Origin of the sequence: Pedobacter ginsenosidimutans (assembly GCF_001442625.1) — a bacterium.
Lineage (GTDB): Bacteria > Bacteroidota > Bacteroidia > Sphingobacteriales > Sphingobacteriaceae > Pedobacter > Pedobacter ginsenosidimutans.
This window is the reverse complement of the sequence record NZ_LMZQ01000002.1, coordinates 261,575-277,220: the sequence shown is the minus strand read 5'-3', so window position 1 is coordinate 277,220 and position 15,646 is coordinate 261,575. Positions and strand designations below refer to the sequence as shown.

14 protein-coding genes are annotated in these 15,646 nt (G+C 38.4%); 9 read left to right on the top strand and 5 right to left on the bottom strand.

The window, feature by feature from the left end:
- Positions 1 to 29: 29 nt before the first annotated feature.
- Complete coding sequence (locus tag ASU31_RS03795) at positions 30 to 1,118, bottom strand: aspartyl protease family protein (protein ID WP_167346153.1); 1,089 nt, start codon at positions 1,116 to 1,118, stop codon at positions 30 to 32.
- 267 nt (positions 1,119 to 1,385) lie between these two features.
- Between ASU31_RS03795 and ASU31_RS03790 the strand changes: the two genes are divergently transcribed.
- The 4 genes from ASU31_RS03790 to ASU31_RS03775 are packed head-to-tail and all read left to right on the top strand — an operon-like array spanning position 1,386 to position 5,300.
- Positions 1,386 to 2,657, top strand: coding sequence for a D-alanyl-D-alanine carboxypeptidase (locus tag ASU31_RS03790; RefSeq protein ID WP_245224461.1), 1,272 nt, complete (start codon positions 1,386 to 1,388; stop codon positions 2,655 to 2,657).
- 30 nt (positions 2,658 to 2,687) lie between these two features.
- Positions 2,688 to 3,713, top strand: a complete 1,026-nt coding sequence (locus tag ASU31_RS03785; RefSeq protein WP_057931054.1) for a glycoside hydrolase family 18 protein — start codon at positions 2,688 to 2,690, stop codon at positions 3,711 to 3,713.
- 1 nt (position 3,714) lies between these two features.
- On the top strand, positions 3,715 to 4,761 hold the full coding sequence (locus ASU31_RS03780; RefSeq protein WP_057931097.1) for an aminotransferase class I/II-fold pyridoxal phosphate-dependent enzyme: 1,047 nt from the start codon (positions 3,715 to 3,717) through the stop codon (positions 4,759 to 4,761).
- Positions 4,762 to 4,799: 38 nt separating this feature from the next.
- Positions 4,800 to 5,300, top strand: a complete 501-nt coding sequence (locus tag ASU31_RS03775; RefSeq protein WP_057931053.1) for a histidine phosphatase family protein — start codon at positions 4,800 to 4,802, stop codon at positions 5,298 to 5,300.
- Between the two features lie 239 nt (positions 5,301 to 5,539).
- Here the strand turns inward: ASU31_RS03775 and ASU31_RS03770 are convergent, their stop codons facing one another.
- From ASU31_RS03770 to tsaE, 3 genes are all read right to left on the bottom strand, one after another.
- The gene (locus ASU31_RS03770; protein ID WP_245224460.1) at positions 5,540 to 6,247 is read right to left on the bottom strand and encodes a M15 family metallopeptidase; all 708 of its coding nucleotides are present in this window, start codon (positions 6,245 to 6,247) and stop codon (positions 5,540 to 5,542) included.
- A gap of 145 nt (positions 6,248 to 6,392) precedes the next feature.
- Positions 6,393 to 7,619, bottom strand: coding sequence for an alanine dehydrogenase (locus tag ASU31_RS03765; RefSeq protein ID WP_057931052.1), 1,227 nt, complete (start codon positions 7,617 to 7,619; stop codon positions 6,393 to 6,395).
- A gap of 73 nt (positions 7,620 to 7,692) precedes the next feature.
- Positions 7,693 to 8,109: a tRNA (adenosine(37)-N6)-threonylcarbamoyltransferase complex ATPase subunit type 1 TsaE gene (gene tsaE / locus ASU31_RS03760; RefSeq protein WP_057931051.1), complete on the bottom strand. Its 417-nt coding sequence runs from the start codon at positions 8,107 to 8,109 to the stop codon at positions 7,693 to 7,695.
- Positions 8,110 to 8,217: 108 nt separating this feature from the next.
- Here tsaE and ASU31_RS03755 point away from each other — a divergent pair, with 108 nt between their 5' ends.
- Positions 8,218 to 9,264, top strand: a complete 1,047-nt coding sequence (locus tag ASU31_RS03755) for a C39 family peptidase (protein ID WP_167346152.1) — start codon at positions 8,218 to 8,220, stop codon at positions 9,262 to 9,264.
- 62 nt (positions 9,265 to 9,326) lie between these two features.
- On the opposite strand, the gene porX is transcribed toward ASU31_RS03755, so the two are convergent.
- Positions 9,327 to 10,880, bottom strand: coding sequence for a T9SS response regulator signal transducer PorX (gene porX / locus ASU31_RS03750; RefSeq protein WP_057931049.1), 1,554 nt, complete (start codon positions 10,878 to 10,880; stop codon positions 9,327 to 9,329).
- Between the two features lie 111 nt (positions 10,881 to 10,991).
- On the opposite strand from porX, the gene ASU31_RS03745 reads away from it, so the two are divergent.
- The 4 genes from ASU31_RS03745 to lpxA all read left to right on the top strand — a co-directional run bounded on the left by ASU31_RS03745 (position 10,992) and on the right by lpxA (position 15,601).
- The gene (locus ASU31_RS03745) at positions 10,992 to 12,215 is read left to right on the top strand and encodes an HD domain-containing protein (protein WP_057931048.1); all 1,224 of its coding nucleotides are present in this window, start codon (positions 10,992 to 10,994) and stop codon (positions 12,213 to 12,215) included.
- Positions 12,216 to 12,337: 122 nt separating this feature from the next.
- Positions 12,338 to 13,414 carry a UDP-3-O-(3-hydroxymyristoyl)glucosamine N-acyltransferase gene (gene lpxD, locus ASU31_RS03740; RefSeq protein WP_057931047.1) on the top strand — a complete coding sequence of 359 codons (1,077 nt, stop codon included), beginning with the start codon at positions 12,338 to 12,340 and terminating at the stop codon, positions 13,412 to 13,414.
- On the top strand, positions 13,404 to 14,816 hold the full coding sequence (locus tag ASU31_RS03735; RefSeq protein ID WP_057931046.1) for a bifunctional UDP-3-O-[3-hydroxymyristoyl] N-acetylglucosamine deacetylase/3-hydroxyacyl-ACP dehydratase: 1,413 nt from the start codon (positions 13,404 to 13,406) through the stop codon (positions 14,814 to 14,816). The genes lpxD and ASU31_RS03735 overlap by 11 nt, the downstream gene beginning before the upstream one ends.
- Positions 14,816 to 15,601, top strand: coding sequence for an acyl-ACP--UDP-N-acetylglucosamine O-acyltransferase (lpxA, locus tag ASU31_RS03730; protein ID WP_029274294.1), 786 nt, complete (start codon positions 14,816 to 14,818; stop codon positions 15,599 to 15,601). Before ASU31_RS03735 ends, lpxA begins: the two co-directional genes overlap by 1 nt.
- Positions 15,602 to 15,646: the final 45 nt, after the last annotated feature.

Below are 15,646 nucleotides of genomic sequence, written 5' to 3'. Positions count from 1 at the left end.
ATTCTTTTGTAACTGGAAAATTACGCTTTTTAGATCCTCTTTTCAAGGCGAACCACTTTAAAATAAACTTGATTGTCTCTAAAAATTTCAAAAATTACATTTCTATCTGCTTTTGACTTAAGCATTTCGGTAAGTTCATTTAAAGAATAGGCATCTATATTTTTGAAATTTACCGCAATAATTTCATCATCAGGGCATAGTCCCGCTTTTTCTGCCGGACTATTTTCGTCTATTTCTCCAATCAGAACTCTTTTATACTCTTTCTGATCGAGATAAAGCACCATACCTACCATATCGTGTTCGAACGGAGTTTTGCTTAAACCATTAGGCTTAACATAAATAAAACCTTCCTGGTAGTTAAACTGGATATTAAATTTCCGCAGCAAATCAGCTCCGACATTCCCATTCCGTTTTGATAAATCGATCTTATCTGCAATACTCTTAAAATCAGGGAATCCTGCAACAACGTTTTTAAAAACATGGCCACCTACATTAAATTTGTCAACACGGCCAACATATCCCTTAATCTGGCCGCTAAGGCTCATTCCTAAATTTGCTTTGATTTTTTTTTCAGGTAGCGGGAATTCGGTTCCATGGAGCATTTCGAGCGATAAAGCATGGCTGGCTCCAGTGTCCATTAAAAACCTAGCCTCAATGGTTTTACCGCCAGGAACATCAACAGTAGCTAAAATATACGGTTTCTGATTCTCAATCTCAATGGGTATTTTTTTGCCGCGGTATTTAATTTTGGCATCGTGATCATAAATAATCAGCCTGTTTTCATTATATCTTATATCAACAATAAAGCTGTTAAAAAAACTGAAGCCCAGCAAGCCGTAAATTTTCAGTCCCAAATGCCCCGACAGGTTAAAGAGATCTTCTTTTAAGATTGCTGTTGGTATATTCTTAATGCCCGTACTGCCTACCTTAACATCCAGACTTTGAGAAACGTAGGCTTCAACTGTTTCAATGCCCAAGCCAGATACTTTAATTTTACGGAGTTTACTAAAATTCAACGAGTCGATAATGGATGGATCGGTAATAATCATCGGTCCAACTCCGGTATCAAGAACAAAATCATATGGCCCCTTACCATCTACATACACCGGAATAACCATTAGGTTTTTGATGCACTTAAAAGTAATTGACTGTTTTTGCCGGTTCCTTTTAAAAAGGAATTCCTGGCCAAACCCAGAAAAAGCAAGAAATACCAACCCCAAACAAATTGTTAGTTTGCGTAAACAGATTATTACACCGGGGTTATATTTGGTTAACATTAAACTAAATTTAATAAATTAGTTGATAATTATGTCCCCTAAATTTAGAACATGTTTCCCTTAAAAAATCATAATTTTATTTTTCTTGCATTTGCATTATCTATTTGTTTGTTAACAAGTTGCTCGACCAATAAAATCATCTCAAAAAAAGTAGCTAAAGAATTTAAAAATTCGCAGGTAATCAAACAATATCAGGTTGGCTTCGCCCTTTACAGTCCTGCAGAAAAAAAAATGGTTTTTCAGAAAGATGCCGATAAGTATTTCACCCCGGCATCTAATACCAAACTTTATACTTTTTTTGCGAGCTTAAAAATGCTGCCAGATCTGATGCCAGCTTTAAAATATATTGAACGGAATGATTCATTGATTTTTTGGGGTACAGGCGATCCGGCTTTTTTACAGTTTGCTGTAAAAGACAAATCGGCTTACAATTTTCTTTTGGCTTCGAACAAAAAGCTATTCTTTTCTCCCGGACGATATTCGGGCAGTTTTTTTGGCGATGGCTGGTCGTGGGATGATTACGATTATTATTATCAGCCAGAAATTACCGAAATGCCAATTATGGATAACATGGTTACTTCTACTTATGCCAGTCCGAATAAAATCAATATCGAACCAAGGATTTTTGCCTCCTGTTTCGAAATAGATTCTACAAAAAAGACGGGTAGCTTTCAGGTAAGCAGAGATTTTTTAAGCAACCGCTTTCATTATCCCGCCGTTTCAGTACAACCGGGCTACAATCAGCAAAACCCATATAAAACCAGTGCACAGGTTACCGTCGAAATATTATCAGATACCCTGCACAAACCTGTCGGAATTATAAACTTAAAAATACCATCGAATGCTAAAACTTTATCGGGCGCAAAGCGTGATTCAGTTTTAAAACACATGATGTTACCCAGCGATAATTTTATCGCCGAACATTTGTTATTGGTTTGCTCCAATCAGATTGGCGATACGTTGAGTACAACAAAAGCCATTGATTACATTACGAAAAATTACCTTTCTTTTCTGCCTGATAAAGTAAAATGGGTTGATGGATCTGGTTTGTCCCGTCAGAATTTATTTACGCCGCGTGATAATATATACCTCCTTGATTCCATTTATAGATTGGTAAACAATCCGGAAAAGCTGTTTAGTCTGTTACCTGCGGGTGGTAAAAGTGGTACATTAAAAAGTGCTTACCCAAAAACCGACAAACCCTTTGTTTTCGGAAAAACAGGTTCGCTCGGGGGTGTTCATAATCAAAGCGGATATGTACTCACCAAAAAGGGTAAAACGTACATTTATTCTTTCATGAACAACAGCTTTGTAAAACCAACTGCCGAAGTACGTGCAGAAATGGTGAGGATAATCACTTACATACACAATACTTTTTAAGCATATGTAGCATCAAATAACACCTAACCTATGAAAAAATTCTATCTATTGATTGGTATTTCTACCCTGCTCATTATATCATCCTGTAAAAAAAATGACCCCATAACCGATCCTACAGGACCTCCTATCCCTTCTACGCCATATGTACCCGACAATAGCTTTAAAATTGTAAGCTATTTCCCAAGTTACCGGGATCCAGCCAGTGTTGCAGATTCGAAGTTCAAAATGATTACGCACCTCTTTTATGCCTTTCTAAATCCCAATACCGACGGAAGTTTAGCGGCGTTAGCACAACCCGGTCGATTTACAACCGTAATGCAAAAAGCAAAAGCAAATGGCGTAAAAACCGGCATTTCGATATCGGGGACGAAAAGTATTTTTGTAACCATGGCGGCATCTGCAACGGCTCGAAACCTGTTTATAAAAAATGTGCTAACTTTTGCCAAAACAAATAATCTGGACGGTGTAGATATGGATTGGGAATATCCAAGCACCAGCGATGGATCGGCAGATAATTATGTACTATTAATGAAGGAACTTTCAGATTCGCTACACAAATACCATAAATTTTTAAGTGCGGCCATAACCCCTGGTGTATACGCCGGCAGTATCCGGGATGGATTAAAACCGGAAGTTTTCCCTGTTGTAGATTTCTTTAATATTATGGTGTATGATGGCATTGGCTGGGATAAAAATGAGCCTGTACAACATGCATCCTATAACATGGCAGTTGCCAGTTTAAATTATTGGTTAAGCACCCGTGGCATGCCAAAGGAGAAAGCTGTTCTGGGTATCCCGGCTTATGGTAAAAATGCCAGTAACACGGCTAAGGCCTATCGCGATTTTGTGGCAGCGGGGGCTGATGTAAGTTTAGATAATGCATTAATTGATGGCGTTCAATTTTACTTTAATGGAACCATAACCACCAAGAAAAAAGCTAAACTCGCCAAAGATATTGCAAATGGTATCATGTTCTGGGAATTCTACCATGATGACAATGGCGATAAATCTATTATCCGTGCAGCAAATGATGAGCTTGGAAGAAACTACAATTAATATGAAGCCTAACTTTAAATCGATTGATCAACCTTTTTCTAACCACATAAATATTGAAGGAAACACCTATTTATATTTTGGGGGAACGGCTTATTTGGGCATTCCAAAAAATCAGGATTTCATTCAGCTATATATCGAAGGGATTAAAAAATTCGGTTTAAACAATGGGACAAGCCGTACCAACAACATTCAGCTTGGTATTTATGATGATGCCGAAAAGGTAGCAGCAGCGCGGTATGGAGCAGAAGCTGCGCTAATTACTTCAAGCGGATATTTAGCAGCGCAGCTTACCGTTAAGGATTTATCCAGATTGGGGGAAGTAATTTATGGTCCTGCAGCACACCCTGCACTTTGGTTGGTAGAAAATCAAGACAAAAACGTAAAATTATTTCGAGATTGGGAACAGGAAACGATTGAAAGAATAAATTCATCTGAAGAAAAAACCTGGATTTTGATCAGTAATTCCATGAATAATCTTGTACCCGAAATTTATGACTTCGACTTTGTAAAAGAGATCCGTAAGGATAAAAATATAATCCTTGTTGTTGATGATTCTCATGGAATAGGCATAAACAACAATGGCATGGGGGCCATCGTAAACCTTCCGAAACAAGAAAATATCGAAAATGTGGTGGTTGCCTCCATGGCAAAAGCACTAGGGATAGATGCAGGTATTGTTTTGGCCTCCAATAAAATTATCGATAAACTTAAAAGTACAAATACTTTTATTGGTGCTTCTCCGCCAAGCCCCGCCGCACTTTATGCATTTATCCACGCCGAAGATATATATCACAAAGCTTTTAACAAACTAAAAAATAACATGCTGATGTTTGAAACTGCATTAAATCTTACCTGGAAACACGATTTTGGTTTTCCGGTATATTTGCTGGGCGATGTAAATTTTTCACAACGTCTTTTGCAAAAGCAGATCCTGATTTCGTCTTTCCCTTATCCGAACCCTACAGACGAAACTTTAAACCGTATAGTGCTTTCCGCCTGGCATGAAAAGGAGGATATTGAAAAGCTAATTGCTGCCATATCTTTTTAATGCTTTTCTTATCCAATTAATTTTTGAATATTTATAACATGAAAAAACTGCTTGTATTACTGTCGTTAACGCTTCTCTTTGCCAACATAATTTCAGCACAAACTACCACAGTTTGGATTGTTAGGCACGCAGAGAAAGACAAGTCTAACCCACAGGATACCAACCCTAATCTCTCTGATGAAGGAAAAGTAAGAGCGGGAGATTTAGCAACTTACCTAAAAAAGGTAAAGTTTGATGTTGCTTTTGCCACGCCGACAAAAAGAACGCACCAAACATTGGATTCATTGGTGGTTCCGAAGGTAATCGATTATAAAGACATTAAATCGCTTGTAGACAGCATTAAAACCAATTATATTGGCAAAACCATTATTGTAGCAGGCCATTCTAATACCGTACTCGAGATTATTGAAGGCCTTGGTGGCAAAAAGCCTAAAGAGGAATTAACTGATGATGATTATGATTACATTTTTGAATTATCAGTAAAAGAAGATAAAGCGAGGGTAAAAATGGAGCAATACGGGAGGCCACATCATTTGTAATTTTTGATGTCAGGTGTTACCACCTAACATCACGAAATATCAAGCCGAAAGATCCAGAAACAAGTTCAGGATGACGATCACGATTGATTAATGACCATTAAGGAGTTAAGAAAATTAAGATTTTACGCGTAGGCATTGAGATTGCTTCGGCTCGCAGCAATGACGAATTATGCCAGTGTATACTCCCAGCCCAATGAACAAATGACTATTGAACAAATGAACCAGTGGTTAATGAACATCTAAAGCTTCTCAAACGGAATATCCATTAAATTGTACTTTTTCCAGCCCGAAAAATCATAGTGCCACCATTCATTCTCTAGTACATTCATCTGATATTTACTCATTATTGCAATTAAAAAATCGCGGTTCTTTTTAGCCTCTGGCGATACCTTTTCATATTTCGCCGCAGCAGCAGCCAAGAAACTATCGTAAGGGGTTGGCATTGTTATTTCTTTGCCTGTTTTCAGATCAATTAGCGTTAAATCTACGGCACAGCCCCTGTTGTGTTTAGAGCCCTTTGCAGGATTAGCCACAAAATTTTTATCACTGGCCTTTTTATAAAACTCAACGGTAACAGCATAAGGCCGGTAACCATCGAATATTTTCAAGCCATAACCTTTTTTATTTAATTCCTTTTGGATTTTTTTTAATGATTCTACTACTGGTTTTCGGGCAAAGGCCCTTGCCTGTTTATACATTACCTGCTGCATAAAATTATTCCTAGTGGCATAGCGGATATCTAATTTGATATTGGGAATGGCTTTTTTGATTTCAACCAATTCGTTATTCGGATCTGTTTTTACCGATGCCAGATATTGATTAAAGGAACTTATCACCACTAACTTTTTTACGGCAACAGGTTTGTTTTGAGCGCAAACAACCACCGAGAGGAAAAGAAATAACGTAAAGAGATTGATTTTCATAAAATTGGTATTGGCGTAGGTCATTACCGCTGTTAAGTTAAAACTGTTGTCAGTCTGAGCCTGTCGAAGACCTTTACATTTGAATAACGAACAAAATGTCCTTCGACGAGCTCAGGATGACATTTCGTTGGTTTATCCGCTAAATCGACAGTCTCGTTACTGCAAAGTTTTATTGATTCGAAACGACCAACAATTCAAGGTCTTTAAACGGCAGATTAAACATATCAGCCAGATCTTTATTGGTACAATTGCCCTGGTAAATATAAAGTGCTTCACGAATGCCCGGATTATTCCAAACCATGTTCATTAAACCCCCAAACTCACCAATATCCAATAAAATAGGCGCAAAAATGTTCGTTAAAGCGTAAGATGCTGTTCTTGGCACACGCGAAGCAATATTTGGCACACAATAGTGAATTACATCGTATTTTCTAAATACTGGATTAGTGTGGTTTGTCACTTCAGAAGTTTCAAAACAGCCCCCTTGATCAATGCTTACGTCAATTACCACCGAATGTGGTTTCATCCGGGCAACCGTTTCTTCCATTACTATGCATGGACTACGCCCGTGAGAAGCTCTAATGGCGCCTATTACTACATCGCAGGTTACAATAGCCTTATTCAAAACAATAGGTTGCATTACGGAAGTAAACACTCTGCTTCCTAAATTATTCTGCAGCCGGCGTAAGCGGTAAATGGAGCTATCGAAAACTTTAACCTCGGCTCCTAATGCCAAAGCTGTTCTGGCGGCATATTCGCCAACCGTTCCTGCACCTAAAATAACAATCTCTGTTGGAGGAACACCAGTAAAGCCGCCAAGCATTAAACCTTTTCCACCTGTTACATTGCTCAAATATTCAGCAGCAATTAAAATAGAGGTCGACCCCACTATTTCGCTCATGGCGCGTACTACGCTGAGTACATTACCTTCATCACGAAGATTCTCAAAACATAATGCGTTAATTTTTTTATGCATCAACGCTTTCAGATAATCCTGCTTTAGCGTTCCGGTTTGCAATGAAGAAATAAGCGTTTGCCCTTTATGCATCATCTCAATCTCTTCCAACATGGGCGGTGCAATTTTCACCAGGATATCGGCATCGAAAACTTCTTTTTTGTTATAGGCAATTTTAGCGCCCTGCTCTGCATATTCGGTATCAGAAAAATTGGCCCCAGTGCCAGCTCCACTTTCCAGAACAACACGATGTCCATTGTTTATCAATAATGCAACAGACAAAGGCGTTAATGCAATTCTATTTTCCTGGAAAGAAATTTCCTTGGGTATTCCTATATATAGACTGTTTTTTTTATTTCTGGTTTCTAGCTTTGCCTCTTGCGTTTGTAGTAAACCCTGACGAGCTATATCGGCCATTCCTTCGCGTAATCCTGTAGCCATGTTGAATTAAAATTTTGATAGTTTTAGGTTGTTCAAGGTAAGGAAAATCTGTTAATTTATTGATAACTAATTGTTATACCTTCGAAAATCTGAATAATCTGCGGTTTTCATCCAGCACATTTATCTCAATTTTAATATGTTTTTCCGGCAATAACTCTTCCACTCGCTCAGGCCATTCTATTAAACAAACGCCACCACCATAAAAATATTCTTCATAGCCTAAATCATAAGCTTCGTGAATATCTTTTATTCTATAAAAATCGAAATGGAAAACCGAACCCTTAGGACTTTCATATTCATTAACGATAGAATAGGTAGGGCTCGAAACCACATCATCAACCCCTAAATGTTTACAGAAATTTTTAATGAAGGTTGTTTTTCCAGCACCCATATCACCCTCAAAAATGAAGACTTTTTGGCCACTGGCAAAATCTGAAAGCTGTTGTGCAACAGCAGGTAAATCGGCTAAATTGTTAACTTCGATATCCATTTTAAGAAAATAAAGGCAAAAGTAATACTAAAATATTTTGCTTTTGTAATGCCGATGATTTTAGATACTGCTTTTGTTCAAATAAATAATTATGCCGATTATTACATTATGAAAAATTTCCGTCTCTCGTATATTGTACTGATTATGTTATTCCTTATATCTTGTAAAAAGGAAAAAGCAGAATTAAGTGGCGAAAACAAATTATTGACCTTCTCCGTGGTAGGTCAGCTTTCTGCCCCGGTAATTGACGAAATCTCGCATAGAATTACCGTTACCATTACCCCAATAGCTAATATAAGTGCTTTAAGTTGTATTTTTTCTGTTTCGAATGAAGCGTTGGTTACTATTAATAATAGGCAGATAGGCAACACCGCTACAGCTGACTTCTCCACCCCTGCTACAATGAATATTATTGCCCCAAATGGTAATACCGCTAGCTGGACAATTGTTGTAAATACCATTTCAGAAGAATATGGATTGGGCAAATCGGTTACAGCTTCTAAAAGCATCGAAAAGACATTTAAGTGGTACTTCGATCAAGCCGGAACAGGCAAGTTTTCTTCCATTAACTGTGGTCCAACGGTGGCAACAATGGCCGCTAAGTGGAACGATTCTACTTTTACCAAAACACCAGAAGACGCCAGAAATACTTATAGGGCTACAGGCGGTTGGTGGTATACTGACGATATTGTAAATTACCTAAGTAAATATGGTATTAATTCAGCTTATACTGCTCTACCTGATAATTATCAAACCATAAAGAAATACATAGATCAAAACTATATTGTAATATTATGTTTAGACAATTATTACATAAGATACAACGCTATTGCAACTCAGCATGTAGATAAATATTATAAAGTAAATGCAGCAGCATCAGGCCATTTCATAATAGTAAAAGGATACAAACAGGTAGATAACCAGTTTTATTTCGAGGTATACGATCCATGGTCCTATGGTGTAAGTTATACTTCTGACAATCAGTTAAAGGGAGAAAACCGTTATTACAGGAGCGACGACCTTGAAACAGCTACCAATGTGTGGTGGGATTATGCAATTATTGTTGCACCAAAAGGAAAAACGGTGATAAAAATAAGCGAGTTGAACTCCAAAACACAATTATTATCTGCAGTACCTCCACAACACGGGGGATAATAAAAAAGGAAGCCCAGTTCATTAAACGAACTGGGCTTCCTTTTTTATTAGTTATCTAAACACTACCTCGGCGAATACGTCACCACCGGAATAATCATTTCCTCGAGTGAAATACCTCCATGCTGGAAGGTTTCATTATAGTAATTCACAAACTGATTGTAATTGTTCGGATAAACGAAATAGCTATCTTCTCTTGCAAAAATATAACTGCTGCTGATGTTGATTTTAGGCAACAAAGCATCATGAGGGTTTTTAATCAAAAACACTTCTTTTGCATTAAAATTAAGATTTCTACCTTGTTTATATCTTAAATTGGTATTTGTGCTCCTATCGCCTATTACTTTAACCGGTTTTTTAACACGGATGGTTCCGTGATCGGTTGTAATGATCACTTTTACCTTTTTCTGAGAGATTTTTTTCAACAAATCCCAAAGTGGCGAATGCTCAAACCAAGATAAAGTTAACGAACGGTAAGCGGCATCATCATTGGCCAACTCGCGGATCATCTGCATATCCGTGCGGGCATGACTTAACATATCAACAAAGTTAAATACAATGGCGTTGAAATCGTTCTGCAACAAGTTATTGGTCTGATCAACAAGATCTTTCCCCTGCTCAAATGTGAGGATTTTATTATAACTGAATTTACAATCTTTTCTTAAACTACGTTTAATGTTATCGGCCAGAAAAGCTTCTTCATGCATGTTTTTTCCACCCTCATCATCATCGTTCTGCCACAGCTGTGGGAAACGTTTCTCCATATCCAAGGGCATCATGCCCGAAAAGATGGCGTTACGGGCATATTGTGTTGCTGTTGGCAAAATACTCGTGTACATATCTTCTTCATCGATCCTGAAATATTCAGAAATTAGCGGATTAATAATTTTCCACTGATCGTAACGTAAATTATCAATCAGAATAAAAAAGACAGGTGTGGTATCGTTAATATGAGGAAATGCTTTTTTCTTTAACAGTTCATTAGAAAGCAACGGGGCTTTATCTTTTTCTTTTATCCAACCTAAATAATGTTCTTCGATAAATTTAGTAAACTGTGTATTGGCCTCCTGTTTCTGCATGGTTAAAATTTCATGCATTTGCGGGTCGTCTAGTTTTTCGAGTTCCAGCTCCCAAAAAACGATTTTTTTATACACATCCACCCACTCTTCGTAATTCAGCCTGTCGCCAAGCGTCATACCCAATCGACGGAAATCCTGTTGGTAAGCCATAGAAGTTTTCTCGCTTACCAGGCGTTTGTTATCTATCAGTTTTTTAATGGTTAACAAAACCTGCTTAGGGTTTACGGGCTTAATCAGATAATCGTCAATCTTACTACCAATCGCGTCCTCCATTAAATTTTCTTCTTCACTTTTGGTAATCAGCACAACAGGAACATCTGGATTCAGGTTTTTAATGGCCGATAAGGTTTCAATCCCACTCATCCCCGGCATATTTTCATCCAAAAAAACCAGGTCAAAATGAGCTTTTCCAAATGCCTCCAACGCATCGTTCCCATTGGTAAATGTAGTTACATGGTAACCTTTATCATTGAGCAATAATATATGAGGTTTTAATAAGTCGATTTCATCATCGGCCCATAATATTTTAGTTTCTTGCATGTTATTGTAAAAATAGGTAAGTATTGCCTTTTAATTTTGGCAGGTAAATCAAACTATAAATAAAAATAGCAATTTTTGTACCGTATCTATCTATTTAACTATTTTTAACGATTGAACAAGAAGAAAATAATAAATGACCCGGTATACGGTTTCATCAGCATTCCGTCCGAATTAGTTTACGATGTGATCTCACATCCTTATTTCCAACGTTTGCGTTACATCAAACAGCTTGGAATGACTCATTTGGTTTATCCAGGTGCATTACATACGCGTTTCCACCATGCATTAGGCGCCATGCATTTAATGAGTTTGGCCATAAATCTTTTAAGAAGTAAAGGTCATATCATAACAGATGGCGAAGAAGAAGCCGCCATTTTGGCCATTTTACTGCACGATATCGGCCATGGCCCTTTTTCGCACGCATTAGAACATTCTTTAGTAACCGGGATTAGGCACGAAGATATTTCGGCAAAACTGATGCGCGATCTAAATGTGCATTTTGACGGGCGGTTAACCCATGCCATCGAAATTTTTAATGGCACCTATCCTAAAAAGTTTCTTCACCAACTGATTTCCGGTCAGTTAGATCTCGATAGAATGGATTATTTAAACCGCGATAGCTTTTTTACGGGTGTTAGCGAAGGCGTAATCAGTTTCGATCGGATTATTAAGATGTTTAACATTTACGATGATGATCTGGTGATTGAGGAGAAAGGCATTTATTCTATCGAGAAATTTTTAATTGCCCGCCGGCTAATGTACTGGCAGGTTTATCTGCACAAAACCGTTATTGCTGGCGAGATGATTTTGGTAAAGCTATTAGAGCGTGCAAAAGAATTATCAGCCGCTGGAGCTGATTTATTTGCTTCACCATCATTAAATTATTTCTTAAAAAACGATATCAACGAGGCCAATTTCTTTGCGCAGCACGAAAATCTGGAGCATTTTACCAACCTGGATGACCAGGACATTTATGCAGCAGTTAAGGTTTGGACCAAGCATCCCGATAAAATTTTGTCTACGTTATGTAAAATGCTTACTTCCAGAAATCTCTATAAAGTAGAAATGGGCAACGAAATGGCCAACCTAGACCGCGTAAACTTTTTACAGGATGCCGCTGTTAATTTATTAGAAATCAAACCCCAAGAAGCAAGGTATTTCGTTTTTACCGATTCGATTCAAAACCGCGCATATAACGCTGGGGTTGGAAATATCAAGATTCTGATGAAAAATAACGATATTGTTGATATTGCAAAGGCCTCTGATTTGTCTAATCTGGAGTCGCTGCAAAAAACTGTAGAAAAATATATCCTCTGTTATCCCAGAGGGATTTAAGGTTATTTAACAAAATATTTAACTTTTAGTGCCGTTTTAAGTCTTATTATTGTGTAAAATATACACAGTTTAACCAGAGCAGGTTTTTTTGTTCATATCAATTTAACATATACCTTTGTACGATGCAATTTACTGCCACGCAGATAAGTCAGTTTCTAAACGGTTCCATTGATGGTAACCCTGATGTAGCCGTTACCGAACTTTCTAAAATAGAAGACGGAAAGGAAGGCTCTTTGTCTTTTCTTTCGAACCCTAAGTACGAAAACTTTTTGTATTCTACTCAGGCTTCAGTCGTTATCGTATCAAAGGATTTCGCCCCTACGCAACCATATACCAGTACATTAATACGTGTAGAAAATCCATATAGCGCTTTTACAATCTTGTTGGATAAATATAATGAAGCCGTTAATGCTCAGACTGCACAATCTGGAATTGATAAACTTGCATTTGTTCACCCTACAGCGAAAATTGGCAAAAACGTGTTTATAGATGCTTTTGCCTATGTGGCCGAAAATGTAGAAATTGCAGATGGCTGTAAAATAAATGCGCAAACCTTTATCGGTGCGAATTCTAAAATCGGCGAAAACAGCACTTTTTTCCCTGGTGTAAAAATTTATCACAATTCAATAATCGGCAGCAGGGTTGTTATTCATTCCAATACCGTTATCGGAAGCGATGGTTTTGGTTTTGCCCCACAAAAAGACGGCACTTACAATAAAATCCCTCAGATTGGAAACGTTATAATCGAAGATGACGTAGAAATTGGCGCAAATACAACTGTAGATCGTGCAACAATGGGATCAACAATTGTAAAGAAAGGGGCAAAAATCGATAACCTGATCCAGATTGCGCACAATGTAGAGATTGGCGAGAACACGGTTCTAGCCGCACAGTCGGGTATATCAGGAAGTACAAAAATTGGCCCTAACAGTGTTGTTGGCGGGCAAGTTGGTATTGCCGGACACTTAACATTAGCAAAGGGCACTCAGATTGGCGCACAGGCCGGTATCAATTTTAATATTACAGAAGAAAATAAACAATGGCACGGTAGTCCGGCGCAACCCTTGCGCAACTGGATGCGTGCCTCAGTAATTTTCAAACATCTTCCAGATGTAGAAAAAAGAATAAACGCGCTCGAAGAGGAATTGAAAAAGCTTACAGCTGAACTGGAAAAGAATACAATACACAATGAACGTTAGACAAAAAACGATTAAACAAGAAATATCAGCATCTGGTGTTGGTTTACACACAGGCGCTAATGTTACTTTAACATTTTGCCCGGCCCCCGAAAATCATGGCTTTAAATTTCAGCGTATTGATTTAGATGGCCACCCGATTATCGAAGCCGATGCAGATAACGTTACCGATACTTCACGAGGTACTACGCTTACCCAAAATGGCGCTAGTGTTAGCACTGTAGAACACGTAATGGCATCGCTGGTTGGTATGGACCTCGATAACGTACTCATTAAATTAGATGGACCAGAAACCCCAATCATGGACGGTAGCTCCATCCAGTTTGTTGATTTACTGGAGGAAGTAGGTACAGTTGAGCAAAATGCAGATCGCGAGTATTTCACCATTCCACATAACATTACCTATACCGAAGAAGATAGAAAAGTAGAAATTGTAGCCATGCCGTTAGACGACTATCGTTTTACGTGTATGATCGATTATAATTCTCCTGTTTTGGGCAGCCAGCACGCTGGCATTAATACCATTGCAGAGTTTAAGAAAGAAATTGCTTCTTGCCGTACCTTCTGTTTCTTACACGAATTAGAATACCAACTCTCGCACAATTTAATTAAAGGTGGTGATTTAAATAACGCCATTGTAATTGTAGATAAAGAGGTTACCAAAGATGAATTAAGCCACCTGGCTAAATTATTTAACCGCAAGGATATCGATGTTGCCCCACAGGGAATTTTGAACAACATGGAACTGCGTTACCAAAACGAGCCTGCCCGTCATAAATTATTAGATATGATCGGCGATTTAGCTTTGGTTGGCATGCATTTAAAAGGCCACATTATGGCTGCTCGCCCTGGCCATGCAGCAAATGTTGCTTTTGCCAAAAAAATTAAAGCAGCGATTAAAAAAGAGAAAAACAAAAAAATACAAAAGGTGTACGATCCAAGTGCAAAGCCATTATATGATGTTGTTCAGATTATGGACATTTTGCCACACCGTCAACCATTTTTATTTGTAGATAAAATATTAGAGCTTTCGAAAAACCACGTGGTTGGCGTTAAAAACGTAACCATGAACGAGGAGTTTTTTAGAGGTCATTTCCCTGGCGCACCAGTTTTTCCAGGTGTAATCCAAATTGAGGCAATGGCTCAGGTCGGTGGTATTTTAGTATTAAGTACCGTTCCAGATCCTAGAAATTATTTAACTTATTTCTTAAAGATAGATAACGTACGTTTTAGAGCTCAGGTACTTCCTGGCGATACTATTGTTTTCCGTTGCGATTTACTCGAACCGATCAGACGGGGCATTGCCCAGATGAAAGGCGTAGGTATGGTTGGCGAAAAAATCGTTGTCGAAGCCGAAATGATGGCCCAAATTTCAAAAATTAAACAAGCAGAACCCGCCCAATAATGATACAACCTTTAGCATACATACATCCGCAGGCAAAGATTGCCGAAAACGTGGTAATCGAACCCTTTGTAGTAATACATAAAGACGTTGTAATTGGTGAGGGAACGTGGATCGGATCGAACGTTACTATTATGGACGGTGCACGTATCGGTAAGAACTGCCGCATCTTTCCTGGTGCTGTTATTTCAGGCGAGCCGCAGGATTTAAAATTTGCCGGTGAAGTTACCACAGCAGAAATTGGCGACAACACAACAATCCGCGAGTGTGTTACCATTAACAGGGGTACTAAAGATAAATGGAAGACCACGATCGGCAGTAATTGTTTAATTCAGGCATACTCGCATATTGCGCACGATTGTGAGGTTGGAAACAACTGTATTTTCTCGAACAGCACCACTTTAGCCGGTCACATTACCATTGGAAACAATGTGGTTTTGGCGGGCCTGGTTGCGATACATCAATTTGTTAAAGTAGGGTCTTATGCCTTTGTAACCGGTGGTTCATTGGTACGTAAAGATGTTCCTCCTTATGTTAAAGCGGCGCGTGAACCACTTTCTTATGCGGGCATCAACTCTGTCGGTTTGCGGAGAAGAGGTTTTACCAACGAGCAGATTGACGAGATCCAAGAGATTTACCGTGTACTTTTCGTAAAACACAATAACGTAACTAAAGCTTTAGACATGATCGAAGCTGAATTTAAACCAACGGAAATCCGTGATGAAATTGTAGATTTTATCCGTAATTCTAACCGCGGGGTAATGAAGGGCTTTGGAATGGGAAGCTAATTAAGGTAGAAGGCTGAAGGGCTTAAGGTGGAGGGTAAAACCCAT

What these genes read in the sequence shown, in the direction of transcription:
- ASU31_RS03795 (WP_167346153.1), bottom strand. Translation starts at nt 1,118, where the DNA reads ATGGTTATTCCGGTGTATGTAGATGGTAAGGGGCCATATGATTTTGTT.
- ASU31_RS03785 (WP_057931054.1), top strand. Translation starts at nt 2,688, where the DNA reads ATGAAAAAATTCTATCTATTGATTGGTATTTCTACCCTGCTCATTATA.
- ASU31_RS03780 (WP_057931097.1), top strand. Translation starts at nt 3,715, where the DNA reads ATGAAGCCTAACTTTAAATCGATTGATCAACCTTTTTCTAACCACATA.
- ASU31_RS03775 (WP_057931053.1), top strand. Translation starts at nt 4,800, where the DNA reads ATGAAAAAACTGCTTGTATTACTGTCGTTAACGCTTCTCTTTGCCAAC.
- ASU31_RS03770 (WP_245224460.1), bottom strand. Translation starts at nt 6,247, where the DNA reads ATGACCTACGCCAATACCAATTTTATGAAAATCAATCTCTTTACGTTA.
- ASU31_RS03765 (WP_057931052.1), bottom strand. Translation starts at nt 7,619, where the DNA reads ATGGCTACAGGATTACGCGAAGGAATGGCCGATATAGCTCGTCAGGGT.
- tsaE (WP_057931051.1), bottom strand. Translation starts at nt 8,109, where the DNA reads ATGGATATCGAAGTTAACAATTTAGCCGATTTACCTGCTGTTGCACAA.
- ASU31_RS03755 (WP_167346152.1), top strand. Translation starts at nt 8,218, where the DNA reads ATGAAAAATTTCCGTCTCTCGTATATTGTACTGATTATGTTATTCCTT.
- porX (WP_057931049.1), bottom strand. Translation starts at nt 10,880, where the DNA reads ATGCAAGAAACTAAAATATTATGGGCCGATGATGAAATCGACTTATTA.
- lpxD (WP_057931047.1), top strand. Translation starts at nt 12,338, where the DNA reads ATGCAATTTACTGCCACGCAGATAAGTCAGTTTCTAAACGGTTCCATT.
- ASU31_RS03735 (WP_057931046.1), top strand. Translation starts at nt 13,404, where the DNA reads ATGAACGTTAGACAAAAAACGATTAAACAAGAAATATCAGCATCTGGT.
- lpxA (WP_029274294.1), top strand. Translation starts at nt 14,816, where the DNA reads ATGATACAACCTTTAGCATACATACATCCGCAGGCAAAGATTGCCGAA.